Source organism: Hadarchaeum sp. (SeqCode) (genome assembly GCF_038871235.1).
In the GTDB taxonomy this organism is placed as follows: domain Archaea; phylum Hadarchaeota; class Hadarchaeia; order Hadarchaeales; family Hadarchaeaceae; genus Hadarchaeum.
On sequence record NZ_JAVZIN010000004.1, the window covers coordinates 69,189 to 91,972 of the forward strand.

Genomic DNA, 22,784 nt, shown 5'->3' on the forward strand with positions numbered 1-22,784 from the left:
CATTAGGTCACCTTTGAGTCCTTCCAGAGGTATTCAAAATATTCCTTGGCAAACTTGGCCAAGCCGATTTCATTCGACCATATTCCTAACAGTTCATTTCCGCTTCCTAGGATGAGCAGCACCTCTTGTCCATCCACGACGACACCACCACCGAAGAGGTTTTCCCTTTTCCTGATTTCTAACTTTCGCGGCAGCTCCAAGCTGCGGAGATTAAGCTTCTTTGACGCCAAGATCCTGACGGGAATTTGTTTTGCTTCCAAGAGTGAGAGATAAGATTTCAGGCCGGATATCTCCTGAGGCACGTTCGGTAGCGAGAGCAGGACTTCAATCCCGGCGCGGGTAAGCATCTCTCCAATTTTGGTGAGGATATTTTTTTCACCACGAATCACCCAGACATCTGGTCGCTTTACCTCGGCTCTTCTTGAATAAAGCGGTTCAAGTTCCTTCAATAGCGCCTCTCCAGCCTCTTTGAGCCTTTTCTCCTCCTCAGTCTTCACGATTTTCACCACTTCAGCCGGATCCCTGGAGCGGTATCGGCTAGGTCTGCCAGCTTGGGCTTCTACCCATCCACGCGCCTCAAGCCTGGATAGAATGTCGTAAATTCTTGAGTAGGGGACGTTTGCCAGTTTGCTCAGTTCACCAGCGGTTGAAGGACCATTTGAAACTAAGGCACAGTAAACTCTCGCCTCATATTCGGTCAGGCCGAACTCACGCAGGAGCCGGTGAGCCTTCTCCATAGCACCACTTTTCATATTGAGAGAAGTTTGGCAATGCTTAAAAGTTACCCCTTTTAGTGGTAAATTGATGGCCATGAAGGAATTGGCAAAGACCGGGTCCGTCTGCCCGCAGTGTTTGAGAATTCTTCCCGCGCAGATCATTGAGCGCGATGGAAAAGTTTGGATCAAGAAGGAATGTCCGGAGCACGGTGTTTTTGAGGACCTCTACTTTGGCTCTTATGAGTGGTATCGGCGAGCCCAGATCTTTGCCCGCGACGGCAGAGGGGTGCTGAATCCACAGGTTACCAAGGAAAACCCTGTTTGTCCTTCTGACTGTGGTTTGTGTAAGATGCACATGAGCCATACCGCTTTGGCGAACATTGTACTCACTAATCGTTGTGATCTTTCCTGCTGGTACTGCTTTTTTTATTCAGGCAGGGTGGGCTATGTTTACGAGCCCACTTTTGGTGAGATAGAAGAAATGGTTAAAACCCTGAAGTCGGAGCAACCGGTGCCGTGCAACGCAGTTCAGCTCACCGGGGGAGAGCCTTGTCTTAGGGAGGACCTAGTGGATATCATAAAGATGGTCAAGTCATATGGTGTGGATCACGTTCAGCTGAACACAAACGGCATCAGGCTGGCGTTAGACCCGGACCTCGTTGAAAAAGTTCGGGCGGCTGGTGTCAACACCCTTTATCTTAGCTTCGATGGAGTTACTGAGAAGACTAATCCCAAGAATCACTGGGAGGTTCCCCAGCTCATAGAGAACTGTAGAAAGGTTGGCATGGGTATTGTTCTGGTGCCCACGGTGATAAAATCTGTAAACGACCATGAAGTTGGTGACATCTTAAAGTTCGGGTTCAAGAACATTGACATCATCCGCAGCGTGAATTACCAGCCAGTTTCTCTTGTGGGCAAGATGCCACGTGAGGAGCGCGAGCGCTACCGCATCACCATTCCTGATGTCATAAAGAATATTGAGGAGCAGACCGATGGAATTCTTAAGATGGATGATTTCTTCCCTGTTCCGACCGCGTTGATGATAAGCGATTTCGTCGAGGCCCTGACGAAAAAGCCAATGTACCAGATGAGCAGCCATTTTGCCTGCGGTGCTGCCACCTATGTTTTCAACGATAACGGCAAGATGCTGCCGCTGACTCATTTTATTGATGTCCAGGGCCTGCTTGAATACTTGGCTGAGAAGTCGGAGGAACTTCGTGCCGGAAAGAGCAAACTGCTAGTTGGGGCCAAATTGCTTTATAGCATCGGGAAGTTCGTTGATAAAAAGAAGAAACCGAAGGGTCTGGATATCGACCGCATAATATTCAACGCGTTAATAAAACACGAGTACAACGCGATAGGTCAGTTTCACATGAAATCTCTTTTCATCGGGATGATGCACTTTATGGATCTCTATAATTACGATATTGAGCGGGTCAAGAGATGCTGCATCCATTACGCGATGAACGACAATCGGATTATTCCCTTTTGCGCCTTCAACGTCATTCCGGAGTGGTACCGGGACAAGAACCAGGCGGCGCAGGGTATCTCGTTTGAGGAGTGGGAGAGAAAGACAGGAAGACCGCTGAAACAGGACCTTTATAAGCGCGATGCGGAAAAATTAAAGGCATCTGAGGCTTACAAGAAGTTTGTTTGGCAGGTGGAGGAGATAAAGTCCGGCAAGTTTTGAAAGGGCAAGGTTTTTATATTCTAAAATTTTCTCATTATAGTAGCGTAATTGAATAATTAATGGGAGGGATTTTATGGCGAGTCAGTTAGGAGGACAACCAATACTCATTCTGCCGGAAAAAGTTCAGCGGTACCTGGGCCGAGATGCCCAGCGTATGAACATAATGGCCGCGAGGGTCATAGCGGAGTCGGTCCGCACGACCTTGGGCCCACGCGGAATGGATAAGATGTTGGTTGATAACTTGGGTGACGTCACCATAACTAACGACGGCGTCACCATTCTTGAGGAAATGGATGTTGAGCACCCGGCCGCAAAGATGATGGTCGAGGTCTCAAAGGCACAAGAGGACGAGGTCGGAGATGGCACCACAACAGCGGTGGTGTTGGCCGGAGAGCTGTTGAAGAAGTCGGAGGAGCTACTTGAGCAGGATATCCATCCGACGGTCATCGTCAGCGGCTACAGGCTGGCAGCCGAGCAGGCTCAGAAGATCCTGGAGAAGATGGCAACTCCTGTCTCCAAGGATGACGACAAGATTCTCAAGCAGATTGCCAAGACATCAATGAGCAGCAAGGGCTCGGAAATGCACGGCGATAAGCTGGCCGAACTCTGCGTGAAAGCAGTCAAACAGATAGTTGAGGAAGTCGACGGCAAAATTGAGGCGGACATCGATAACATCAAGGTTGAGAAGAAAACTGGGGGCAGCTCTGCCGACACTCAGCTGATCAAAGGAATAGTTCTCGACAAAGAGGTGGTTCACCCCGGCATGCCGAAGAGGGTGGAAAATGCCAAGATCGCTCTGCTGAACCTTGCTCTAGAAGTCAAAAAGACCGAGACGGATGCCAAGATTAACATTACTGACCCTGAGCAGCTCAAAAAGTTTATCGATGAGGAACAGCGCATGCTGAAGGAGATGGTTGACCAGATAAAGAGCGTCGGCGCCAACGTTGTCTTCTGCCAGAAGGGTATCGACGATGTGGCCCAGCACTACTTGGCTAAGGCCGGAATCTTGGCGGCTCGAAGGGTGAAGGAGTCCGATATGGAGAAGCTAGCCCGCGCCACCGGGGGCAACTGTGTGACTAACATCAAGGATCTCACCGTCAAGGACTTGGGCACAGCGGAGCTGGTGGAGGAGAGAAAGATTGCAGGTGATGAGATGATTTTTGTTGAGGGCTGTAAGGATCCGAGATCAGTGAGCATTCTGGTTAGGGGTGGCACCGAGCACGTCGTCGATGAGGTCGAGCGGGCAGTACATGACGCGGTTTCAGTGGTTTCAGCGGCCATTGAGGACGGAAAGATAGTCGGTGGTGGCGGAGCCCCCGAGATAGAGGTGGCCAAAGGACTTAGGGAGTATTCCGATTCCGTTGGCGGCCGCGAGGCTCTTGCGGTAAATGCTTTTGCCGATGCGATCGAGGTGATCCCAAGGACTTTGGCTGAAAACGCAGGGATGGATCCCATCGACATCTTGGTGCAACTTAGGGCAGCCCATGAGAAGAGCGATGGAAAGAATGTGGGTGTTGATGTCATCAGCGGCAAGGTCTTGAACACTCTCGAGAAGGGGATAGTGGAACCACTAAGGGTCAAGATCCAGGCAATCAAATCCGCAACTGAAGTCACCGAGATGATCCTTAGAATAGACGACGTTATCGCCGCAGGAAAGCTGGAAAAAGAAGAGAAAGAAAAAGAGAAAGAGAAGGGAGCTGGCCCTGAGATGGGTGGCATGCCAGAGATGTAGGGGGCCATCCCATTCTCCACAAAAAACACACTCGCTTTGAAAAGGCCCGCATTATTGGAGCTAGGGCGCTTCAGATACAGATGGGCGCCCCTGTTTTAGTTGAGTTGCCGAAGAACTTAGTTGACCCAATCGATATTGCCATGTATGAATACGAAAGGGATGCGATTCCGATTACGGTGGTGAGAAGGCTTCCTGGAGAGACCAGAGCTGCGTAATAATGATCCCTTTTTATTTCACAATTAACCAGTTTTTTACCAGTTTTGATTTTAAGTAATGAATGTGAGCTTTAATTGGTGCCAAGATGGGAGTGCAGCTTGGCGATTTAGTTTCCCGGGAGAAGGTTGAACTGGAAAGCTTGAGCGGCAGGATAATTGCCATAGATGCCCTGAACTCCCTCTATCAATTCCTTTCCATAATCAGGCAGCGCGACGGCGAGCTGTTGCGGGACTCGAGAGGCCGCATAACCTCACATCTTTCTGGGATCTTCTACAGGACGGCCAATTTTGTCGAGGCCGGGATCAGACCAGTTTATGTCTTTGATGGAAAGCCACCGGCCCTGAAGCGTCTGACGGTCGAGCAGCGCCAGCTGGTGAGGCTGGAGGCAGAAAGCGAGTGGAAAAAGGCGCTGGAAGAGGGAAGGATACAGGATGCCAGAAAGTTCGCCCAGAGAGCGGGCCGTTTAGACACCGCCATGATAAAGCAGACGCAGGAGCTTTTGAGTTATATGGGGCTTCCTTGGGTGCAAGCTCCCGGTGAGGGTGAGGCTCAGGCGGCGCTCATGGTTCAACGTGGTGATGCTTGGGCAGCGGCAAGCCAGGATTTTGACAGTCTGCTCTTTGGTGCGCCAAGGCTGGTTCGGAACTTGGCCATCACGGGCAGGCGAAAGCTTCCAGGTAAGGATGCTTATACCGAGGTCTATCCTGAGATCATCGAGCTGGAAAAGGTCCTAGCGGAGCTTGGAATAACTCGGGAGCAGTTGGTCGACATTGGGATTTTGGTGGGGACGGATTACAATGAAGGCATCAAGGGCATCGGACCTAAGAAAGCGCTGGAGCTGGTCAAAAAATATGGTTCGATGGTGGAGATTCTCAAGACTGAGCTGGGCAAAAAGTTTGAGGTTGACCCGCTTGAGGTCAGGGAAATTTTTCTAAGACCAGATGTTACTACCAACTATAGCTTGGTCTGGGGTGATCCCGATCCTGAGGCCATTAAAAAATTCCTCTGTGATGAATATGATTTTTCTGAGGAGAGGGTGCGGTCGGGAATAGATAAGTTGACTAAGGGCAAGTTGGAGCGGGGACAGGCCAAGCTGGAGAAGTGGTTTAGCTAGTCTTCCTTGTTCCAGCCGCATCTTCCAATGAGGGGCACGAAGGAGCAGCCACCGTGTTCGGTGATTGAGATTTCTCCCGACTCGGTTTTCTCTGCAATGGTCCAAGTTTGAAACATATAATCCCTACCCACCGGAGCACCCAATTTACCGCCGATCTTTAGCTGTTTTATCAGCGGCCTCGGCAACTCAGGGGCGCAGGCGGTTACCAAAATACGATCCCATGGGGCGCCCTCTTCGTAGCCAAGTGAGCCATCACCGATCACCACTTTCACCCAGCCGTACCCCGTTTTTTTCAGGTTTTCTTCGGCAAATTCCGCGAGTTCCTTGATTCTTTCCACGGTGACCACAACCCCCTTTTTTCCAACTACCTCGGCGATAAGGGCAGCGTTGTATCCTGAGCCAGCGCCGATCTCCAGCACGCGCATTCCCAGGGACAGGTCCAGCGTTTCCATCATAATCGCTATCATGCTGGGGGCAGAGATGGTCTGGCCTTTTCCAATGGGCAGCGGTTGGTCATAATAAGCGTAGCTTCTTTCGCTGTCCGGTATGAACTCGTGTCGGGGTACCTTCCTGAAGGCAGCGATGACATTAGGTTTGGTCAGATAACCCCATTTAATCAACCTTTCGACTAATTCCTCTCTCTCCCGGTCCAACATTCGATCAAAGTAATATTTTTCCTTGCTTCTTAAATTAGGTCGTGGTCAGATGAGATGGGTTCTCAAGGCGAGGGGCCATCCGATGGTGACCGCGAAGCACCGGACAACTTTTATGATCACCAAGGATGAAACGCTTGGCCCTAGGGGAGATTGTGTCATTGGGGTGCGCGCGGATAGATCCGCTGCGGAGCTGGATCTCAAGCTGAAGAGGCTGGCGATGCTAGGAGGGCCGGTTATCATCAGGCTCAGGGCCGGTGGGTTTTATGACGAGGTCAGAGCTTGGGGGCATCCGTTGTTGACCCTCAGCCATCCAACTGATATTGTGGTGAGAAAGAGTCGGTTTATCTGCAGCCGGACTTTAGCGGTTGGTGCCAACAAGGCGGCCGCGGATCTGTCTAGAGAACTAGTGGCGTCTCTTCGCAAGCCAACGACCGAGTTAGAGATGGAGATAATCTTTAGCATTGGCCGCGTTTGATTTCCAGTTTCAACCCAGTTGAACCTTGGCAAGTAATATTTAAGTTATTTCAGTTCGTTTTGTTGATGTGTGAAATTGATGAAAAAAAGGCTTGGTTTTTTTAACAAGAGGTCGATCTCAGTTTTCATACTTTTGTGTTTGCTGACAGTAATAGCGGCTTTTTTGTTGTTGCGGGAAAACTTGGACTCGATGCTGTGGGCCCTATACCGGGCTAATCTTTTTTTCCTGTTACTGGCGGTTTTCACGTATTTATTCGGATTGTTGTTTTGGTCTTTGCGTTGGCGTCTGACTCTCGCTACGTCAGGGTACATAGTTCCGATCAGGAGCATCTATGTCATCATTTTGGGCGGAATTTTCATAAACAACATAACGCCTTTCACCTACGCAGGCGGAGATCCGATTGCTCGGGCTTATATTCTTAGAAGAACCCAAAATGTGCCTTATTCAAGCGGCTTTGCCACGATTCTGTCGGAATACATCATGGACTTGCCGGTATATGTTTCGCTGTTGATCTTCGGATTTTTAATTTCCCTGAAACAGTTTGATCTTTGGTATGGGATTTTCGTTTTTCTAGTCTGGCTGTTTTTTTTAGTTGGATGGAGCGTTTTCTTCTTCCATGTGTTATCAAGTGCCACAGGTGCCAAGCGGATAGCTAGGGTGACCTCAAAACTGGCGAAGATCTTTCATCGCAAAGTGAAAAAGGCGGGATTGGAGCGCAGCATAAAGAGGTTCTATCGGAGTTCCGAGGAAATCATAAAGGACGGTAGAACGATCTTTGGCATCACTGTTCTTACTGTCACCATCATAGCATTGGCCATTTCTAGGTTATACTTCATCTTCCAGGCTTTTGGCTACATGCCTTCTCTCCCGATGTTGTTCTTTGCCTTGACCCTTCCCGCGCTTGTGGGATTGATACCCGTGCTCCCTGGGGGATTGGGCACAGTGGATGCCACGATTTTGTCCGTTTTCCTTCTTTTCGGTGTCCCGCTTCAAGTGGCAATAAGCGCCACGTTGATCGAGAGGGCGATAACCCTTGTTTTCAGCACAATATTGGGGGCAGGTGCAATTTCCTATTTAGGGATAAAGCAGGGCAATGCTAGAATATCAAGAGCAAAACGGCCGCGATGAAAAGCCCGCCCTCCAGCGCTAGGACCTTTTTGTCGGTCAGATAGGTCCAGAAGTCATAGGGTAGCACCCTGATTCCGTAGAACTTTTTGCTTAGCGGGTAAAGGAGGCGCCTTCCCTTTTCATCGAAGGACTCGGTTAAAACGTGGATTATTCCGCCCAGAGAAAATGAAATGGCAATATTCCAGCTGTTGCTCCAGCCGATGGCGCTTAGCCCCAGATAGAGGAACGGCAATATTATCAAGTAAAGAAAGATAGTGTGCAGGATTGTGGAGGCATGGGTTTCATTGATCGGGTTTTTAGGGGTTTTCTTCCTCAGCAGCGTTGGGAAGACGTCAAAGTTAGGAAAACCGCTTCCGATGAGTAAGGCCACCAGATTGATGTTCCCTGAGAAAAGGCCGTAGATGATTAGTGGGATGGAAACGTGTCCTATTAACGTTTTCTCAGCTCCTTGGCCATCTTGATCATGGCTATGAGGAACGGCGGCAGAAAGGGCGCGATTACTACCAGCGTGTAGATTCCTATTTCCCGTATCACCAGCGCTAGCAGGGTTAGACCCATGAAGATCCAGATGACAACGTAACCGGCATTTTCGCGCATCCATTTCCTGAGTTTGACCCTCATACCTGATCCAACCTTTTTAAACTTCGTGTTTTGATTTAATGACTTTTGCGTCATCTCTTTAAGCACCCATCCAGATGAATTTAGCGGTAGGGATGAGAATTCTACACGTTAACCCGTTTTACTATCCGTATCAGGGCGGTACTGAGAAATACCTTTACGATCTGTGCAAGCGGCTGGCTAGGAGGAATTCCGTGAGCGTGATATCCTCAAAGTTTGGGAACAATCCCGAGTTCGAGATTATCGAAGGAACCAAGGTTTACCGGATAAAGAGCATCGTCCTGGAGAAGCTACCTCCATTTTTACCGCCACCCCTAGCGATACCGATCTCATTTCGCCGCAACATTCTCAGGATCTGTGAAAAGGAAAGGCCTGACGTGGTCCACATCCACAACAGATTCTTTTTGAGCTATTCATCCATGGTGCTGTGGAAGAAATCGTTGGGTGCACCACTTTTTATCACCCTTCACAATGCTAGGCCTGTGGGCATAAATGAGGAGACTGATTTTCTAGGGCAGCTTTTTGATGATTACATTGGACATAGGATAATTCGAAGTTGTGACCGGGTTCTCGCCAACAGCCGGTGGACGCTGGAGACAACCTTGCCCAAGGATTATCCTCGGGAGAAGGCAGAGATAATTTACAACGGAGTTGACACCCGGAGGTTCAGGCGGATAGATTCAAGTCTTAAGGACAAGCTGGGCTGTGAGTTTCTTTCCACGACCGTTTGCAGGTTGCTACCGCAGAAAGGGGTCAACTATCTCATTGCCGCCATCAAGGATATTGAGGAAGACTACAAGGCTGTGATAGTGGGTCGGGGCCCATGCCTCGGTGAGCTAAAATCTTTGGCTAAAAAATTGGGCGTAGATAAAAAGGTTGAGTTTGTCACCAGTCATCTGACGGATGAAGAGTTGGTTAAATATTACTCTGCCAGTGATTTCTCAGTACTTCCTTCCCTCTGGGAGCCTTTCGGGATAACCTTGATTGAGGCAATGGCCTGTGGCTGTCCCATAATCGCCACGAATGTCGGCGGAATTCCTGAGGTCGTCACCAGTGACTGTGGAATCTTGGTGAGTCCTAGAAGTTCCAATGAACTTGCTTTGGCCATTAACAGGCTCATCGGGGATAAGAACCTCAGGAGAAAAATGTCCAGAAATGCCCGTAAACGGGTTGAGAAGTACTTCGACTTTGATCTGATTGCTGAAAAGGTTGAACAAAGCTATCGGAGTTATCTTGAGGAATCGGGTTGAAGTTAGCATTTTTTCAAAGGTGATTTTTTGTGTATCAACTGTCTGAAAAACCGAAGATAACGATAGTGGTCCCGGCCCTAAACGAGGAGAGGCTGATTGCCCAGACATTGGAAAATGCTTGTTGCGTAGCCCCTGAAGCTGAGATCATTGTTGTCGATAGTGGCTCCACAGACAACACAGCCAGAATAGCCGCCCAGTATGCGAGGGTCTATCACAAGGTTGGTAATGTGGCGCAGGCGAGAAACTTTGGCGCAAAGATGGCCACCGGAGAAATCATCGTTTTTTTGGACGCGGATACTCTTATAACCAAGCAATTCATGGATGAGGTTATTCGCGCTTTCAAGAATCCTGAGGTCGTCGGAGCTGGAGGCTTGATTATGCCCCACTTCAAGGGGGTTTTGGTTGAACTCATCTTTTACTTTTTCAACCTTTTGGTACTAGCTTCTTTTGCTTTTTTAGGCCCCTTTCTTGCGGGAACTTGTGTCGCTTACAAGAGAGACCCGTTTTTTGAGGTTGGGGGTTTCAATGAGCAGCTGGTGGCCTCTGAGGATTTCGATCTGTGTCGGAGAATTTCCAAGAAGGGCAGGGTAGTCTTTCTTAGGAAGATTGTTGTAAGAACATCGAGGAGAAGGTTGGAGAAGCTGGGGTTAATGGGGCTGGTTCTTGACTGGGCCAAGGTCACGGTTCATTATCTGAGCGGCAGAAACCCCACGAAATACGGCAGTTTTAGGTGACCCAACCGAACAAATCAAAGATGGGCTTGGTAGAACTTCTCAAGTTTTTTCGTGCATTCGGTTACGGAAAATTTTTCGCTAGTTTTTATCGCCTGAGTCTGCATTTTGGGGGACGGTTCATAGGAGTTTAAGATTTGCGCCAGCTCCGCGATGTTTCCAGGGCTAAAGAGGTAGCCATTTTTCCCATCTTTTATAATCTCAGGTATTGCGAGCGAGTTGGCACCGATCACTGGGCACCCGCAGGCCATTGCTTCCACCACCACCAAAGCCTGAGTTTCCCCAGTTGAGGCTATGACAAAAGCATCCGCGGCCGAATAGTAAAGGGGCTTTAGCTTTTCCGGAACATAACCAGTAAATTGGACCTTTTTCTTAAGCTTGAGCTTGTCCCTCAATTTTCTCAACTTTTCAGCGGCTGGACCTCGACCCGCAATGATCAGTTTACCATCAACCTCAACAAAAGCGCGGATGATGATATCTATATTTTTTTCGTGGCTTAGTCGCCCTAGGCTCAGGAAGATTTTTTCACCATCATCCAGTCCCAGCGATTCCCGGGCGGTTTCCTTTTTTTCTGGCCTGAAAAAGTTGGTGTTTATCCCTGTGGGTATGACTGAAATGGTCTTTTTGATGTGGTGGGAGACCAAGACGCTCTTTAACGCACGGCTCGGGACAATGATCCCTTTCTGCTTGTTGTAAAAAATTTCACAATATTTCCAGATGACTTTTTCCATTATTTTTTTACCCAGTGGTGCCACATATCGGACGTATTCCGAGAGCAGGGTGTGGAAGGTCGTAACGCGGGGAATTTTTTGGAAATTGGAGACCCGCCACCCGAAGAAACCCATCGTGAATGGAGAGTGGCTATGGATGATGTCCAGCTTGGGCACCGACTCTCTTCCCTGAGGCACCGCAATTCTGAACTCAGGATAGGGCTTGAAGGTTACCGCTGGATAGGAATAGACTTTCATCCCCCCGCATTCCCTGACCTTAGTCTTGGGGCAAAAGATGAAGACCTCATGCCCACGTCTAATCAGTTCGGGTCCTGTGCTTAACAGCGAGGTCACCACACCATTTTTCTGTGGTAGGAAGGTGTCCGTAAAGAAGCCTATGCGCATGTTTTATCCCCCCCACAGCTGTTTGATTGATTTCAGCCCTCTTCCCGAGCGGAGGTTGGCCAGCAGAATTTTCATCCGGTATTCGCTCTTTAAGGTTTTCCATATCTGTGAGATCAGGTAGCTTGGTCTTTCGATAAATTCTTGATAAAATCCGTTCACCATTTCATTCAGTTCTCCTTCGTTGAGAAGGGAAGGGAGGACACTGACAGCAGGTACGGCGGCATCCCAGTACTTTCCCTCGTCCAGTTGACCATCCTTTACAGCTCGGTTCCACAGCTCCATTCCGGGCGAGAGGTTTAGAAGGTTCATCTGGGGAAAGTCCATTTCCCTTAAGCTGAGGGCAAAATCAAAGGTTTTTCTGACGTCTTCTCTCGTTTCAATGGGTGCCCCGACGATAAAGGAGCCAATGACGTTCTCAATCCCTGCTTTCTTGGCGTTTGAGACCGCCTTTCTGCTCATCTCCGGAGTTATATTTTTTCCATAATAGTCCAGAACCTTTCGGCTGGCGCTCTCAATTCCAAAGTAAATAGTCCGACACCCGGCGCGGGACAATTTCTTCAAAGTCTCTTCAGACGCCTGATCAACCCGCCCCTCCGCCCAAAGGTTAAGCTTTACCTTGCGGGTCCTCAAAATTTCGCAGATTTTTTCGACGCGCTTTCTGTTGAGGAGCAGGTTATCATCCACGAAGCCAACTTCCTCATACCCTTGGCTGTAAAGTTGCTCCATCTCCGCGGCAACGTTTTTCGGGGACCTGAATCTAACCCTTCTGAGGGAAAATGCTGAGCAGGCGCAGTACCGGCAGGCATAGGGGCAGCCTCTGGATGAGAGCAGGGTGGTGAATTTTCCTGAGGTGCCAAGTAGTCCGACCAGCTCCGAATGATACTCCTGTTCCAACAGCGATCGGTCGGGGAATGGTAGCTTGTCCAAGTCCTGAATTGGTTCCTCAGGCGGGTTTTTTATCACCCTATTTTTCTTCCTGAAAGCGATGCCTTTTATCCGTTTTATTTCATTTTCCTTTTCAAGGGCCCGGACCAGTTCTGTGAGGGTTCTTTCGCCCTCGCCGAGAACAACGAAGTCAACGATGGAATAATTTTCCAGCAACCTCTTGTACTCAAAAGTGGATTGATAATTTCCAAAGATGAGCCTCACTTCAGGATTTTTTTCTTTCACTGCTTTTGCGATTTTGATGGCTTGCCTAAATGTGGGCGTCAGAGCGCTTATTCCCACGATGTCCGGTTTTTCACTTTTTACGCGGTCCGCGAGCCTCTCCACAGGTGATCCTTCTCGAGCGTTGTCTATGATCTTGACCTCGTGACCATCCATCTGCAGCACCGATCCTAAATAAAGCAGACCTAGAGGAGGCCAAGCCGCTTCATTTTCAATCCGCTCTTTCTCCCCAGTATTGGAATTTATCAAGACCATCTTCAAATATCCACAACCTGAATTAATATCCAGATTAGGTTAAATTTATCAGGTTAAAGGGATAGGTGGGACAGATGAAAGTTCTGGTTACAGGTGGTGCGGGGTTTATCGGCTCGAATCTTGTTGAGGAGCTGGTCAGGTCAGGTGAGGATGTCATCGTTTTGGACGATTTCTCTACCGGGTCGCTGGAGAATTTAAGAGCTGTAGAAAAGCAGGTGCAGATAGTGCGGGCCTCCTGCCAGCGGCTTTTGGAACTGAAACTTCCGGAGGTGAAGAAGATATTCCACCTCGGGATCCCATCTAGCTCTCCGATGTATCGCGACAACCCGCTGCTGGTCGGGGAAGCCATTCGTGGCTTTATCAACGTCTTTGAGCTGGCGAGGAGAAACCGGGCCAAGGTAGTTTATGCTTCCACCTCCAGCCTGTACCGAGGCTGTCCAACGCCGCATCGTGAGGACAGAATATCCGAACCTTTTGATTTTTACACCGAGGCCAGAATTGCCATGGAGCGCTTGGCCCGGGTTTATCACGAGCTCTATGGCATTCCTTCGGTGGGCATGAGGTTCTTCTCGGTTTATGGTCCACACGAGCGCGCCAAGGGCAAATATGCGAACAACGTCTCCCAGTTTCTCTGGGCCATGCGCGAGGATAAGTCCCCTGAGATTTACGGTGATGGCGAACAGACGCGCGATTTTGTCCACGTCAGTGATGTGGTGCGGGCCTGTCTTAAAGCGGCCAATTCTGATTTGGGCTGTGAAGTGATAAACGTCGGCACCGGCAAGCAGACGAGCTTCAACCGTGTGATCGAGTTGCTCAACAAAGCGCTGGGAAAATCGATAAACCCCATTTATGTACCCAATCCGGTGAAAAACTATGTTTACCACACTTGTGCCGATCTGACCAAGGCAAGGAAGCTACTAGGATACGAGCCAACCGTGACCCTGGAGGAAGGCATCAAAAGACTAGTCGCGGTGGAAGGATAAAACCAGCTAATTTAGTGATGGTAGTAGGTTTAGAGGAAGACCACCAAAGCAATGTTGGGGTTCGTTGTTGAATAAAAACTGGCTGCACCGGCATAGAAAGCTGACAGCAATAGTTGGTGTTGTTATCGTTGGCCTCGGTTTTTCACTGTTGGCCGCCTACACCACCAATCTCCCCAGTGATTTCTGGAGAAGCATTGGTTATCCTGGTATCTTCCTGTTAAGTTTTATCGGAACCAGCTCGATAATTATCCCTATACCCTACACAGTGGTTTTATTGGCGATATCGCCGGCCTTTGACCCTCTCCTCTTCACCTTAGCCGCCGGTGCTGGCTCGGCAGTTGGGGAAATGGTAGGATATCTCCTCGGATTCTTGGGTAGGAATGTGCTGGGGGAAAAGCGTCGCAACCAGATGGATGCGATGCTGAGAATTTTCAGGAGATTCGGACCAATTGCCGTGTTTGTTTTTGCGCTTACCCCGCTCCCCGATGACTTGATTTTTATCCCGTTGGGGCTCATGCGATACAGTCCTTGGAGGACCTTGGCTGCCTGTGTTGCTGGTAAGTTTTCTATGGTCTTCATTATCGGGGTTGTGGGCAAGGCAGTGGGAGAATTGTCTGGTGATTTGCCCCTTACCATTTTGATATCTATCTTGTTGGTCTTGATCATCATCGTGATCTTCAAAATTGACTGGGTAAAGCTGGCCGAAAAGTACGCGCCGACATCGGGTCAGTGCTGCTAATTTGGAAATCCTTTAAATGATTCCAGTGAGGTCCTTTCACTTCTTTATGGGCTCAAAACGATCCTTCAGTTTTTTAATCACTTCTGGCAACGTGGTGTATTCCAGTTCTTCGGGGGAGAGCAGGTGGGGTTCGAAGGGCCCGTGTCTGCGTATATATTCACTTACCTCGATGGCCTGCTGTCTAGCTAGGTCAAAAGAGGGGTCACCAAAGAGATCCACAGGACCGATCAGTTCTCCTTCGCACACTTGGAAGCCGTAGGCCATTATGCGTGGAGGACCATCAAAACGGGTTGGGCGTGCCTCTTCACGGGAGACCGGCATTAGCGGCCCCCTGTGTGATCCGCGCATCCACCCAGGCACAAGTTGCGGGAAGGCAAACGCTTCCAAGATTTCCCCCACGGCAGGAAATCCTGATTGCGCGCGGGTGATGGCGACAGGATCGTCCTTACCCACGTACTTTCCGGCTATAAAGGAGAGCCGCTCCGTGCTGGCCACCGCAGCCACCACTCCGTCCCTCCTGAAGACTCTTTTGATCGCATAGCGGCTGGAGAGTCCGATTAAGGCGAGCAGGTCGTAGATTTCCTCAGGGCAGTTGAGAAAGATTCTTTTACCTTCTTTAATGTCATGGACTTCAAACCTGAAACCTCCGTGTATCTTTGAGTCTATCACCAGCCCAGCGGTGTTGAATGGATCGGCAAAGATCTTGTAGAAGGGGAGATTGAAAGCCGAGGGTGAGGTTTTATCGCACATGAGGACAATTATGGGCTCGCTGGGGCGCTCCTCGATCTCGAATTCAGCCACACCTGGACCCATACCCCTGACGTTTCCGGAAAAGGCCTCGACCAGCAGGTCTTGGCCCGCGCCGTAGTATTTTCGTTTTTTAGCCAGTGCAGCGGCTTTTTTGAAGGTTTCCCAGGCAAGTTCATGAATTTTCGGATTGTCTTCCCCCTTATCGTGAGACATGATGAGTTCTAGGTCGTCTCCACAGTTGGTGACGTGATAGCTCTTAATGATGCCTTTCTGTGTGGCAACCTTCAGGGATTTTTCAGCAATTTCCAAAAGCTCTTCGGGCACCTTGACATGACCGGGGATGCTACCCACATCGGCTTTTATAACACTAATAGTAGTTTTCATACATCAAGTTTACAGCGGAATATTTTTAAGTCTTACGTGCTGGCGATCGCAAAGGCTGCGGTCAGTCCCACGATCAGGGATAGGGTGACGATAAGGATGAGGCTTGAAACTAGTTCAGAGCCCGTGGCCGGTTTCAGCGGTTTTCCCCGCAACCGGTAGAGCATTCTGATGGCTCGCTGAGTGCCCAGCTGCGCAGCCCATAAACAGAGCGGCAGGTTGACGACAAAGATTAGTATGATGAAGAAGATCGTCCAAATTTCCACCGATGTGCTTGAGGTCAGCTTCCAGTTCGAGAGCATTGTTTCCATACCCATGATCAAACTGCTGTCGTAGACACCTCGTGAGAAGAGAAAGGCCGCCGCCCCAACGCCGAAGAAGAGCTGTGACAGCACAAAGGTGGCGACGGGTGTCAGGGTAAAGTATAGGATGGGCTGCCAGGGCTCCATCCGGCCGGGCGGTGGCACGCTGAAGGACCGCCCGAGCTGGGAAAGAAATTCTTCGGGTTCTCCCCACCATTTTCCGTAGGCGAGGCCGAGGACCCAGCTGCCGACCACGATGAGCCAGAAGGAGTAATACCAGTATTCCTCGCGCATCGCCCCACCGGAGCGCTTTCTATTTGTATTTCTGGTCGTAATCGCGTTTGGCTAGGTTGATGGCCCGGCTGAGATATCTGTGGCCCGCATCTTTTTTTTGCTGGACTGAATCAGGCACGGGTTGGGTTGGTTTTTGTGGGGAAGGTTTTGGCGGGGGCAGGTTCCTTTCTAGGGCCATTATCCTGCGCTCAAGTTCAGAAATTTTGGCGTGAAGGGAATTTAACCTCTCCTCTAGTTGCAAAATGCGTAGGTCACCTCTTTCCATGTAATTGCACCTTTAGAATTTTCTTTTGATTTCTATTAAGTGTTTGGTGTGTTTTTTTAATAAAGCGAAAGGCAGACCCACTTATGCTTTATGAGGAACATTTTAGCAAAACAGCTTTTTGTTGGAAGAAAAAAGAGATAGCTGGGCCGCCGTAGCTCAGCCGGTAGAGCGATCGCCTCGTAAGCGATAGGTCGTGGGTTCAATCCCCACCGGCGGCTCCACTCAACTCCCAAAAGCCGCCTCGCACCTAATTCCAAGTTCCCGGCAAATGGAGGTTATCTTCGAAGAGATCTTGTTTCGGTAGTCGGATCCTTGGGAGATTATGGCTGGCACCCGCTCCGCTAGGCCGGGCTTCAGATTTTCCAGAACGGGACCCAGCCTTTCCATCACCCACTGTTTCAGGTTGAGCTTATCATAGAGTATCTTGCTTTTCGTCTTTGCCGCGATTTCAACGATTTTTCTGAGGTTCTCATCGTCATCGTTTGTTTCAGGGATTATCGGTCCCAGAAATATCCAAGTGTCTACTCCACGGCTGGAGAACTCCTCAACGACCTGAGCGCGCGCGTCGGGTGGTGAAGCCCTTGGTTCAAGCAGGCGCGCCAGTTCCTGGTCTATTGTGGTGATAGTTACCCCGACATCAAATTTTTTCGGCACAATCAAGTCGGAGTCGCGCAGGATCAATTCAGATTTGGTCTGGATTGATACCGGAAAATCGTGCTGACACAGGATTTCAATGCATTTTCTGGTCAGTTCAACAGTTTTCTCGATTGGTTGGTAGGGGTCGGTCACCGTGCTCACCCCGACAGTTCCGGTTTTTTTATAGATAACTTCCCGGCTCAGCACTTCTGCAATGTTCTGCTTTATCCGAACTTTTTTACCCCAGCTCTCGGCAACTACTCTGTCCCTTAAAACTGAAGGGCTGTAACAGTAGGCACAACCGTGCTCGCATCCGGTGTAGGGATTCAAAGAGTAGGTCAGCCCGGGTAATCCGCTGAGGGATAACGCAGTGTGGCAGCTGACGAAGATGTATTCCACAACCATCAAGAAAACTCCGTTATCTTTTTCTGATATAAGGATTGCTTCAGGAGCTGGCTATTCCGAATCCAGTTTTTGAGGGGGATGGTAAGTTTAGCCATGGCGTGGTTCAGTGCCGCGTTGAAGCTGTCGAACTTTTCAGGCTCACTCTTCAGCATTTGCCTGAGGGATTCGCGCACGTTCCAGACGCCCACCGGCAGGATGTAGCCCGGGTGAATCTCCCTCAGCACAAGGGCCGCCGCCTGTCGGTTCTCCTGAAAGAGCCTTTCCGCGACCGCCAACCTGCTGGAGTAATAGCAACCCCCCACGTCGGGATAGGTGTTTCTGCCCCAGTAGTTCTCGAAATCCCCCATCATTGCCGGTTCTCTGGTACCCTTGTCCGGGTTCCAAGTTGTCCCCGGGAACCAAGCCTCGATCCACTCAAAACTCCATTTTTCCGGCATCAGAATGGCGACATAGCGGTTGTCCAGATAGCTGAAGGAATAGACCCGGTATTCGTCTATGGTGTCGTTCTGTTTGATCCGGTTGATGAGTTCTTGGGAGATGATCGAGTCCACGGCGGTGATGCTCCAGCGCGTGGGGACGAGTTTTCTGTTTTTCCCCAAGCCGAACATCCCGAGGCTGAACGCCCGCTGAATTCTGGTAACGTAAACACCGCTGTCGTAGAGTTCCACCACCGCCCCGTTGGCCTTGAGGTCGCGGTCGTAAAAAGCCTTCTCCAGTCTGCGGTCGACGGAAACGTCAGAAGCATTAAAGGACCTTAGCGGCGCTGAAGGGCCGAAGGGTTGAATATCGCTCCCGAGGGTGAGAACTCCTTTTGGGACCTTTGCCAGAACCACCTCGGCGTCCACCGGGCTTCTTCCTAGCGCCAGTTCCTGAAGCGATTCCAGAAGACGCGTGCCGGTCTGTGCTTCGCGGATGTTGGCTATTGCCTTGCCGCGGATGAGTGAGAATCGGTAATCTATTATTTCCTGTATTCCCTTGCCGATCCAGAGTTCCGGGGTGTCCAGAATCTCGGTGTTTCCGGTGAACGGCGGGACCATCGGACCAATGAAGACCTTAGGATATCCCAGACGGCCCACGAAGACTCCCGGCGGGGTTGAACCTTGAATGTGAGTGGATGTGATGCGCAGGGTTGTTTTTGCCAAGGATTGGGCCTTGGCTATTATCGGACAGCTGAGCTTCCCGCAGAGTCTCCGGCCACCTTTACAAAGGAGACAAAGCGAGTTCGCCCTAGCGACCCTGATCTCCCGGAAGGTGGTCAGCTCGTTGACCTGCTGCGGTGAAATTACATCGCTCAACCAACTGGCTGGGGAAGAGGGCATGTTTTAACCCGGTTTATTCGATTGAAATAAAACTATTTCCCTCCTTTAAAATAATTGCCGTTACCACCTATCTTTCCAATTTCCTTTTAAGCCCTGCGGGCACTGTTTTTATGTAAGCAGAATTTTCGGCGTTTGAAATGTATGACTTTGAGGAAGCCAAGGTGAAGGAATTTTTGAAAAGGACAGGGGCCAAACGGGCGGCCTTACAGGTACCGGCAGGTCTCGCTCCGCATCTGCCCGAGATCATGAGACCCTTTGACCAGCTGGGTGTGGAAGTGGTAATAATGGCCGGCAGCTGCTACGGCGCCTGTGACTTGGCCGATGAGGCGGCAAAGAAGCTGGGCAGCGATGTGCTGGTTCACTACGGTCATGCCGACATGGGTCTTGAGTCGGTTCTGCCCACGCTTTTCGTGGAAGCCCGGATAGAGAAGAGCCCGATTGAGTCACTTGAGCTGGCTCTTCCCGAACTGAGGTTCAAGCGAGTCGGTTTGGTTGCCACGGTTCAACACGTCGGGCATCTAGAAGAGGCGGCTAATTTTCTCGAATTACACGGGATTCAAACATTGGTGGGTGGACCGTCTACTAGGACAAGATATCCGGGGCAGGTTCTGGGATGTGATGTTGGCTGTGCTAAGACCGTGGCACCGATGGTCGAAGGTTTCATCTACATTGGCACAGGTGAGTTTCACCCGTTGGGCGTTGCCCTGGTCACAGGAAAAAAGGTTGTTGCGGTCAACCCGGTCTCTGTGAGTTTCAAGATTTTCATGCCTCAGCAGGATGAGTTCATCAAAGAGAGAAAGGCCATGGTGGCTCGGGCGGCTCTGGGCAAAACTTTTGGCGTCATCGTGAGCACAAAGAAGGGCCAATCTCGTTTTAATCTCGCTAGCAAAATCGTAGATCTGCTCAGGAGGGAAGGGAAACGGACCTACCTCTTGGCGGTTGATGACATCTCTCCGGAAGTGATGAAAAATTTTGGCTTCGATGCCTTGGTCCTTGTCGCCTGTCCACGCATCCCGGTAGATGACGCAGAACGATTTGAGAGTCCGGTGTTAACACCATTTGAGGTCTTGGTCATGCTGGGAAAATTACCAATCGAGCCCTACCGAATGGATGAGATAAATAAGGAGGATATGGGATAAATCGTTTAAGTGGAGCAATATATTGTTGGTGGGATGTTATGCCTGAAGTAAGTACAGGAGATTTCGTGATACCGGGTGACCTCTTGGCTACAGCGGAGGAGTTTGTCCCGGGAAACGGTGCTTATGAGGAGAACGGGAAGATATATGCCGCAAACACTGGCGTGGTCTTGGTCGATGCTAGAACGAAGCACATCTCGGTGTTTTCACGGACAGCTGGGGTACCTACCTTAAAGAGAGGCGACATCATCATCGGCAGGGTGGATGAGGTAAGAGATCAGAATGCCACCGTTGTCATCGGTCGTCTGCGTGGCAGGGAGGATCGAGCACTGCCACCACCGAATGTGGGTTTAATTCACATCTCGCAGACTGATGCTGGGTATGTAAAGGACTTGGGCCGGGAGTTTCGAGTCGGCGACATCGTGCGTGCCAAGGTCATCAACGCCAGTAGGGAGCCCGTGCAGCTGTCTACCGTCGGCGAGGATCTCGGCGTCATCGTTGCCTTCTGTTCGAGGTGCCGGAGCCCGCTGACCCGCCAGGGTAAGAAGCTGGTGTGCGATTCTTGCGGCAACGTGGAATTTAGAAAAATAGCGAACGATTACCGAAAAGGAGTGCTGTGATGGCGAGGACCAAGCGGGTTCTGAACGTGCCTGTGAAGGACACGGCCCAGATGCTGGACCTCATGAAGAGGCTCGGGACGCTGGCGGCGGACCTGGAGGCGGTTTCTAGGCCGGGGATGGTCAGAATAGTCCTGCACGGAACCGGCGAGGAGATTAAAGAGCTGAAGCAAAAAATTAAAGATTTCACAAAGGCTAAATAAAGGGGATTACAGGTAGTCTGGGTGGGGTAAATGGAGCTTGAGTTAATCGAGAAGGGGGAGGACAGCATCCTGATAAAGATAATTGGGGAAGATCACACCTTTTGCAACATGCTGCGGGCGGAACTGTTGAAGGATGACAACGTGGTTTCCGCAGTCTACATGATTGAGCATCCCCTGACTGAGCCACCGAAGTTTTATCTCAAGGTCAAGCGGGACAAGTCACCCGAAAAAGCGCTGATGGATGCAGCCGGACGTTTGGTTGAGCAGCTGGAGGACCTGAAGAAACAACTCCAGAAAGAGCTTAAGAAATAATACTGATGTTCTCTTAGGGCTTGCTTTGCGCCAGGTAAAGTTTTGGCAGATAAAGCCTGAGATCAGGATTTTGGGCGTCGACGATGGTCCATTTGAGGCGGACTACCGTGGAAAAGTTCCGCTGGTGGGAGCTGTTTTCAGAGGCGGGACTTGGCTTGATGGCGTCATGATTTCCGAAGTCGAGAAGGACGGGATGGATGTAACCGAGCGTTTAATCGAAATGCTGGGGAGGAGCCGCCATCTGGGTCAGCTCAGGGTTTTGATGGTCGATGGCGTTACCTTTGCCGGGTTCAACGTGCTGGACGTGAGGGAGGTCTTCAGGAAGACGGGCTTGCCGGTGATTGTCATCTCTAGGGAAATTCCAGTGATGGCAGATATTCGTAAGGCGCTGAAACATCTTCCCAAATGGAGGCAAAGGTGGAGGATCATCAGGGGGACGGGAAAGATATATGCGGTGACGACACAGAGCCAAGACAAGCCGATATATATGCAGCCGGTCGGGATTAAGAGAGAGGATGCTGAAAAGGTGGTGAGGTTGAGTTCAACCCGGAGCTTGGTTCCAGAGCCTCTTCGGGTTGCCCACCTCATCGCCACCGCAATCGTTCGCGGTGAGAGCTATGGTCGGGTCTAGGAAAAAACATCGATTCTTCAGGAGAGCCAAGTCATCGGTGAGAAATTTTCTGAGGCGCCCGGCAGTTAATGGAACGGTTGAGTTTCTGCTGATGTTAGGCATCCTCTATTTTGGTTTCACTGGGATCATGATTTTGATTTTTCGAACCGATTCCTTCTGGAGGGGGGTAACCTCCCAGAGTATGAGACATGAAGATGATTATTCTTGGCGCCAGTACTATATGGACCGGGGCATTGACACCTCCCAGTTCCCAATTCAGGGCGGATTTGAACGCGGGGACCTGTTGATCATTCAGGGGGTCAGCTCCTTCTCTGAAATAAAGGTGGGCGATGTCGTCGTTCTGGATCAGGGTAGTGATGTGATACCGCTGGTGCACAGGGTCGTTGAGATATGGTATGAAAACGGATCGCCCAGATTCATGACCAAGGGTGACGCCAACAGCCGCTCGCTACCAACTGAGGAGGCCAACCGACCTGAGCAGATCTTGGGCAAGGTCATCTTTGTCGTCCCCAAACTGGGCTTTATCTCGCTGTGGTTCCAAGGACAGTGAGACGATGGCGAGACCAGCTTTAACGGTTGATTTGGTGATCAAGCTCCGTGGTGGCGTCGTTCTGGTTAAAAGGAAAAATGAACCCTACCGGAACCGGTGGGCACTACCCGGCGGTTTTGTGGAGTACGGGGAGAAAGTGGAGGACGCTGCGGTCAGGGAGGCATGGGAGGAGACCGGACTCAGGGTGAAGTTGCTGGGCTTAGTCGGCATCTATTCTGATCCCCACCGGGACCCGAGGGGGCACACGGTGAGCATCTGTTTTTTGGCCAAGAGGGCTGGCGGAAGGCTCAAATCGGGCAGCGACGCTAGTGAGGTCGGGGTTTTCAGGAAGATTCCTTGGGGGGAGCTGGCGTTCGACCACGCGCAAATTTTAAAAGACGCAGGGTTCAAGTGAGCAT

The 22,784-nt window shown here is 50.4% G+C and carries 28 protein-coding genes and 1 tRNA gene; 18 read left to right on the plus strand and 11 right to left on the minus strand.

The features are described from left to right. Positions 1-2 precede the first annotated feature (2 nt). Positions 3-737 carry a TrmB family transcriptional regulator gene (locus QXT02_RS02685; RefSeq protein ID WP_342811781.1) on the minus strand — a complete coding sequence of 245 codons (735 nt, stop codon included), beginning with the start codon at positions 735-737 and terminating at the stop codon, positions 3-5. A gap of 67 nt (positions 738-804) precedes the next feature. Between QXT02_RS02685 and tes the strand changes: the two genes are divergently transcribed. The 4 genes from tes (at position 805) to fen (ending at position 5,468) form a co-directional block, all read left to right on the plus strand. After that, positions 805-2,406 carry a tetraether lipid synthase Tes gene (gene tes, locus QXT02_RS02690; RefSeq protein WP_342811782.1) on the plus strand — a complete coding sequence of 534 codons (1,602 nt, stop codon included), beginning with the start codon at positions 805-807 and terminating at the stop codon, positions 2,404-2,406. A gap of 73 nt (positions 2,407-2,479) precedes the next feature. After that, entirely contained in the window at positions 2,480-4,138 is a 1,659-nt protein-coding gene (thsB, locus tag QXT02_RS02695) for a thermosome subunit beta (RefSeq protein WP_342811783.1), read from the plus strand. An 11-nt stretch (positions 4,139-4,149) separates the two neighbouring features. Next, positions 4,150-4,353 (plus strand): DNA-directed RNA polymerase subunit K, encoded by a 204-nt coding sequence (locus tag QXT02_RS02700; RefSeq protein ID WP_342811844.1) that lies wholly within the window; start codon positions 4,150-4,152, stop codon positions 4,351-4,353. A gap of 86 nt (positions 4,354-4,439) precedes the next feature. Then, entirely contained in the window at positions 4,440-5,468 is a 1,029-nt protein-coding gene (fen, locus tag QXT02_RS02705) for a flap endonuclease-1 (protein ID WP_342811784.1), read from the plus strand. Here the strand turns inward: fen and QXT02_RS02710 are convergent. Beyond that, on the minus strand, positions 5,465-6,124 hold the full coding sequence (locus QXT02_RS02710) for a protein-L-isoaspartate(D-aspartate) O-methyltransferase (RefSeq protein WP_342811785.1): 660 nt from the start codon (positions 6,122-6,124) through the stop codon (positions 5,465-5,467). The two genes, fen and QXT02_RS02710, sit on opposite strands and share 4 nt — an antisense overlap. A 49-nt stretch (positions 6,125-6,173) precedes the next feature. On the opposite strand from QXT02_RS02710, the gene QXT02_RS02715 reads away from it, so the two are divergent. Both QXT02_RS02715 and QXT02_RS02720 read left to right on the plus strand, forming a co-directional pair. Continuing rightward, positions 6,174-6,599, plus strand: a complete 426-nt coding sequence (locus QXT02_RS02715; protein WP_342811786.1) for a DUF371 domain-containing protein — start codon at positions 6,174-6,176, stop codon at positions 6,597-6,599. 78 nt (positions 6,600-6,677) lie between these two features. Continuing rightward, positions 6,678-7,727 (plus strand): flippase-like domain-containing protein, encoded by a 1,050-nt coding sequence (locus tag QXT02_RS02720; protein ID WP_342811787.1) that lies wholly within the window; start codon positions 6,678-6,680, stop codon positions 7,725-7,727. On the opposite strand, the gene QXT02_RS02725 is transcribed toward QXT02_RS02720, so the two are convergent. Both QXT02_RS02725 and QXT02_RS02730 read right to left on the minus strand, forming a co-directional pair. After that, positions 7,696-8,097: a metal-dependent hydrolase gene (locus tag QXT02_RS02725; protein WP_342811788.1), complete on the minus strand. Its 402-nt coding sequence runs from the start codon at positions 8,095-8,097 to the stop codon at positions 7,696-7,698. The genes QXT02_RS02720 and QXT02_RS02725 overlap by 32 nt on opposite strands. A gap of 59 nt (positions 8,098-8,156) precedes the next feature. Then, positions 8,157-8,348, minus strand: coding sequence for a hypothetical protein (locus QXT02_RS02730; protein ID WP_342811789.1), 192 nt, complete (start codon positions 8,346-8,348; stop codon positions 8,157-8,159). Positions 8,349-8,440: 92 nt separating this feature from the next. Here QXT02_RS02730 and QXT02_RS02735 point away from each other — a divergent pair, with 92 nt between their 5' ends. Together QXT02_RS02735 and QXT02_RS02740 are read left to right on the plus strand one after the other, a co-directional pair. Then, positions 8,441-9,595 (plus strand): glycosyltransferase family 4 protein, encoded by a 1,155-nt coding sequence (locus QXT02_RS02735; protein WP_342811790.1) that lies wholly within the window; start codon positions 8,441-8,443, stop codon positions 9,593-9,595. 29 nt (positions 9,596-9,624) lie between these two features. Next, positions 9,625-10,329, plus strand: coding sequence for a glycosyltransferase (locus QXT02_RS02740; RefSeq protein ID WP_342811791.1), 705 nt, complete (start codon positions 9,625-9,627; stop codon positions 10,327-10,329). A gap of 14 nt (positions 10,330-10,343) precedes the next feature. On the opposite strand, the gene QXT02_RS02745 is transcribed toward QXT02_RS02740, so the two are convergent. Continuing rightward, a complete protein-coding gene (locus tag QXT02_RS02745) occupies positions 10,344-11,441 on the minus strand; it encodes a glycosyltransferase (protein WP_342811792.1) in 1,098 nt (365 codons plus the stop codon). A 3-nt stretch (positions 11,442-11,444) separates the two neighbouring features. Beyond that, entirely contained in the window at positions 11,445-12,863 is a 1,419-nt protein-coding gene (locus QXT02_RS02750; RefSeq protein WP_342811846.1) for a B12-binding domain-containing radical SAM protein, read from the minus strand. A gap of 74 nt (positions 12,864-12,937) precedes the next feature. Between QXT02_RS02750 and QXT02_RS02755 the strand changes: the two genes are divergently transcribed. Together QXT02_RS02755 and QXT02_RS02760 are read left to right on the plus strand one after the other, a co-directional pair. Continuing rightward, complete coding sequence (locus QXT02_RS02755; protein WP_342811793.1) at positions 12,938-13,846, plus strand: NAD-dependent epimerase/dehydratase family protein; 909 nt, start codon at positions 12,938-12,940, stop codon at positions 13,844-13,846. 67 nt (positions 13,847-13,913) lie between these two features. Further along, the gene (locus QXT02_RS02760) at positions 13,914-14,585 is read left to right on the plus strand and encodes a YqaA family protein (RefSeq protein WP_342811794.1); all 672 of its coding nucleotides are present in this window, start codon (positions 13,914-13,916) and stop codon (positions 14,583-14,585) included. A gap of 36 nt (positions 14,586-14,621) precedes the next feature. Here QXT02_RS02760 and fbp read toward each other — a convergent pair whose 3' ends face one another. Genes fbp through QXT02_RS02775 form a run of 3 tightly spaced genes read right to left on the minus strand, consistent with a single transcriptional unit; the run spans position 14,622 to position 16,577 of the window. Continuing rightward, entirely contained in the window at positions 14,622-15,719 is a 1,098-nt protein-coding gene (gene fbp, locus QXT02_RS02765) for a fructose-1,6-bisphosphate aldolase/phosphatase (protein WP_342811795.1), read from the minus strand. Positions 15,720-15,751: 32 nt separating this feature from the next. Further along, a complete protein-coding gene (locus QXT02_RS02770) occupies positions 15,752-16,312 on the minus strand; it encodes a hypothetical protein (protein WP_342811796.1) in 561 nt (186 codons plus the stop codon). A gap of 19 nt (positions 16,313-16,331) precedes the next feature. Next, positions 16,332-16,577, minus strand: a complete 246-nt coding sequence (locus QXT02_RS02775) for a hypothetical protein (protein WP_342811797.1) — start codon at positions 16,575-16,577, stop codon at positions 16,332-16,334. Between the two features lie 145 nt (positions 16,578-16,722). On the opposite strand from QXT02_RS02775, the gene QXT02_RS02780 reads away from it, so the two are divergent. Continuing rightward, a tRNA-Thr gene (locus QXT02_RS02780) sits at positions 16,723-16,798 on the plus strand. 1 nt (position 16,799) lies between these two features. Here QXT02_RS02780 and QXT02_RS02785 read toward each other — a convergent pair. After that, positions 16,800-17,618, minus strand: a complete 819-nt coding sequence (locus QXT02_RS02785; protein ID WP_342811798.1) for an SPL family radical SAM protein — start codon at positions 17,616-17,618, stop codon at positions 16,800-16,802. Beyond that, positions 17,618-18,913 carry an Nre family DNA repair protein gene (locus QXT02_RS02790; protein WP_342811799.1) on the minus strand — a complete coding sequence of 432 codons (1,296 nt, stop codon included), beginning with the start codon at positions 18,911-18,913 and terminating at the stop codon, positions 17,618-17,620. The genes QXT02_RS02785 and QXT02_RS02790 overlap by 1 nt, the downstream gene beginning before the upstream one ends. A 161-nt stretch (positions 18,914-19,074) precedes the next feature. Here QXT02_RS02790 and dph2 point away from each other — a divergent pair, with 161 nt between their 5' ends. Genes dph2 through QXT02_RS02825 form a run of 7 tightly spaced genes read left to right on the plus strand, consistent with a single transcriptional unit; the run spans position 19,075 to position 22,780 of the window. Next, the gene (gene dph2, locus QXT02_RS02795) at positions 19,075-20,076 is read left to right on the plus strand and encodes a diphthamide biosynthesis enzyme Dph2 (RefSeq protein WP_342811800.1); all 1,002 of its coding nucleotides are present in this window, start codon (positions 19,075-19,077) and stop codon (positions 20,074-20,076) included. Between the two features lie 38 nt (positions 20,077-20,114). Further along, a complete protein-coding gene (locus QXT02_RS02800; RefSeq protein WP_342811801.1) occupies positions 20,115-20,693 on the plus strand; it encodes an exosome complex RNA-binding protein Csl4 in 579 nt (192 codons plus the stop codon). After that, a complete protein-coding gene (locus QXT02_RS02805) occupies positions 20,693-20,893 on the plus strand; it encodes a hypothetical protein (protein ID WP_342811802.1) in 201 nt (66 codons plus the stop codon). Before QXT02_RS02800 ends, QXT02_RS02805 begins: the two co-directional genes overlap by 1 nt. 30 nt (positions 20,894-20,923) lie before the next feature. Beyond that, complete coding sequence (locus tag QXT02_RS02810; RefSeq protein WP_342811803.1) at positions 20,924-21,205, plus strand: DNA-directed RNA polymerase subunit L; 282 nt, start codon at positions 20,924-20,926, stop codon at positions 21,203-21,205. A 25-nt stretch (positions 21,206-21,230) separates the two neighbouring features. Continuing rightward, positions 21,231-21,836, plus strand: a complete 606-nt coding sequence (locus tag QXT02_RS02815) for a DUF99 family protein (protein ID WP_342811804.1) — start codon at positions 21,231-21,233, stop codon at positions 21,834-21,836. Further along, positions 21,823-22,386 (plus strand): signal peptidase I, encoded by a 564-nt coding sequence (locus QXT02_RS02820; RefSeq protein WP_342811806.1) that lies wholly within the window; start codon positions 21,823-21,825, stop codon positions 22,384-22,386. The genes QXT02_RS02815 and QXT02_RS02820 overlap by 14 nt, the downstream gene beginning before the upstream one ends. Before the next feature lie 4 nt (positions 22,387-22,390). Next, entirely contained in the window at positions 22,391-22,780 is a 390-nt protein-coding gene (locus tag QXT02_RS02825) for an NUDIX hydrolase (protein WP_342811807.1), read from the plus strand. Positions 22,781-22,784: the final 4 nt, after the last annotated feature.

Excerpts from the sequence above, each read along its gene's own strand:
- QXT02_RS02820 (WP_342811806.1), top strand. The coding sequence starts at position 21,823 with ATGGTCGGGTCTAGGAAAAAACATCGATTCTTCAGGAGAGCCAAGTCA.
- QXT02_RS02735 (WP_342811790.1), top strand. The coding sequence starts at position 8,441 with ATGAGAATTCTACACGTTAACCCGTTTTACTATCCGTATCAGGGCGGT.
- QXT02_RS02745 (WP_342811792.1), bottom strand. The coding sequence starts at position 11,441 with ATGCGCATAGGCTTCTTTACGGACACCTTCCTACCACAGAAAAATGGT.
- QXT02_RS02810 (WP_342811803.1), top strand. The coding sequence starts at position 20,924 with ATGGAGCTTGAGTTAATCGAGAAGGGGGAGGACAGCATCCTGATAAAG.
- tes (WP_342811782.1), top strand. The coding sequence starts at position 805 with ATGGCCATGAAGGAATTGGCAAAGACCGGGTCCGTCTGCCCGCAGTGT.
- QXT02_RS02730 (WP_342811789.1), bottom strand. The coding sequence starts at position 8,348 with ATGAGGGTCAAACTCAGGAAATGGATGCGCGAAAATGCCGGTTACGTT.
- QXT02_RS02805 (WP_342811802.1), top strand. The coding sequence starts at position 20,693 with ATGGCGAGGACCAAGCGGGTTCTGAACGTGCCTGTGAAGGACACGGCC.
- QXT02_RS02770 (WP_342811796.1), bottom strand. The coding sequence starts at position 16,312 with ATGCGCGAGGAATACTGGTATTACTCCTTCTGGCTCATCGTGGTCGGC.
- QXT02_RS02775 (WP_342811797.1), bottom strand. The coding sequence starts at position 16,577 with ATGGAAAGAGGTGACCTACGCATTTTGCAACTAGAGGAGAGGTTAAAT.
- QXT02_RS02685 (WP_342811781.1), bottom strand. The coding sequence starts at position 737 with ATGGAGAAGGCTCACCGGCTCCTGCGTGAGTTCGGCCTGACCGAATAT.
- QXT02_RS02825 (WP_342811807.1), top strand. The coding sequence starts at position 22,391 with ATGGCGAGACCAGCTTTAACGGTTGATTTGGTGATCAAGCTCCGTGGT.
- QXT02_RS02755 (WP_342811793.1), top strand. The coding sequence starts at position 12,938 with ATGAAAGTTCTGGTTACAGGTGGTGCGGGGTTTATCGGCTCGAATCTT.
- QXT02_RS02715 (WP_342811786.1), top strand. The coding sequence starts at position 6,174 with ATGAGATGGGTTCTCAAGGCGAGGGGCCATCCGATGGTGACCGCGAAG.
- QXT02_RS02720 (WP_342811787.1), top strand. The coding sequence starts at position 6,678 with ATGAAAAAAAGGCTTGGTTTTTTTAACAAGAGGTCGATCTCAGTTTTC.
- fen (WP_342811784.1), top strand. The coding sequence starts at position 4,440 with ATGGGAGTGCAGCTTGGCGATTTAGTTTCCCGGGAGAAGGTTGAACTG.
- QXT02_RS02800 (WP_342811801.1), top strand. The coding sequence starts at position 20,115 with ATGCCTGAAGTAAGTACAGGAGATTTCGTGATACCGGGTGACCTCTTG.
- QXT02_RS02710 (WP_342811785.1), bottom strand. The coding sequence starts at position 6,124 with ATGTTGGACCGGGAGAGAGAGGAATTAGTCGAAAGGTTGATTAAATGG.
- QXT02_RS02750 (WP_342811846.1), bottom strand. The coding sequence starts at position 12,863 with ATGGTCTTGATAAATTCCAATACTGGGGAGAAAGAGCGGATTGAAAAT.
- fbp (WP_342811795.1), bottom strand. The coding sequence starts at position 15,719 with ATGAAAACTACTATTAGTGTTATAAAAGCCGATGTGGGTAGCATCCCC.
- dph2 (WP_342811800.1), top strand. The coding sequence starts at position 19,075 with ATGTATGACTTTGAGGAAGCCAAGGTGAAGGAATTTTTGAAAAGGACA.
- QXT02_RS02785 (WP_342811798.1), bottom strand. The coding sequence starts at position 17,618 with ATGGTTGTGGAATACATCTTCGTCAGCTGCCACACTGCGTTATCCCTC.
- thsB (WP_342811783.1), top strand. The coding sequence starts at position 2,480 with ATGGCGAGTCAGTTAGGAGGACAACCAATACTCATTCTGCCGGAAAAA.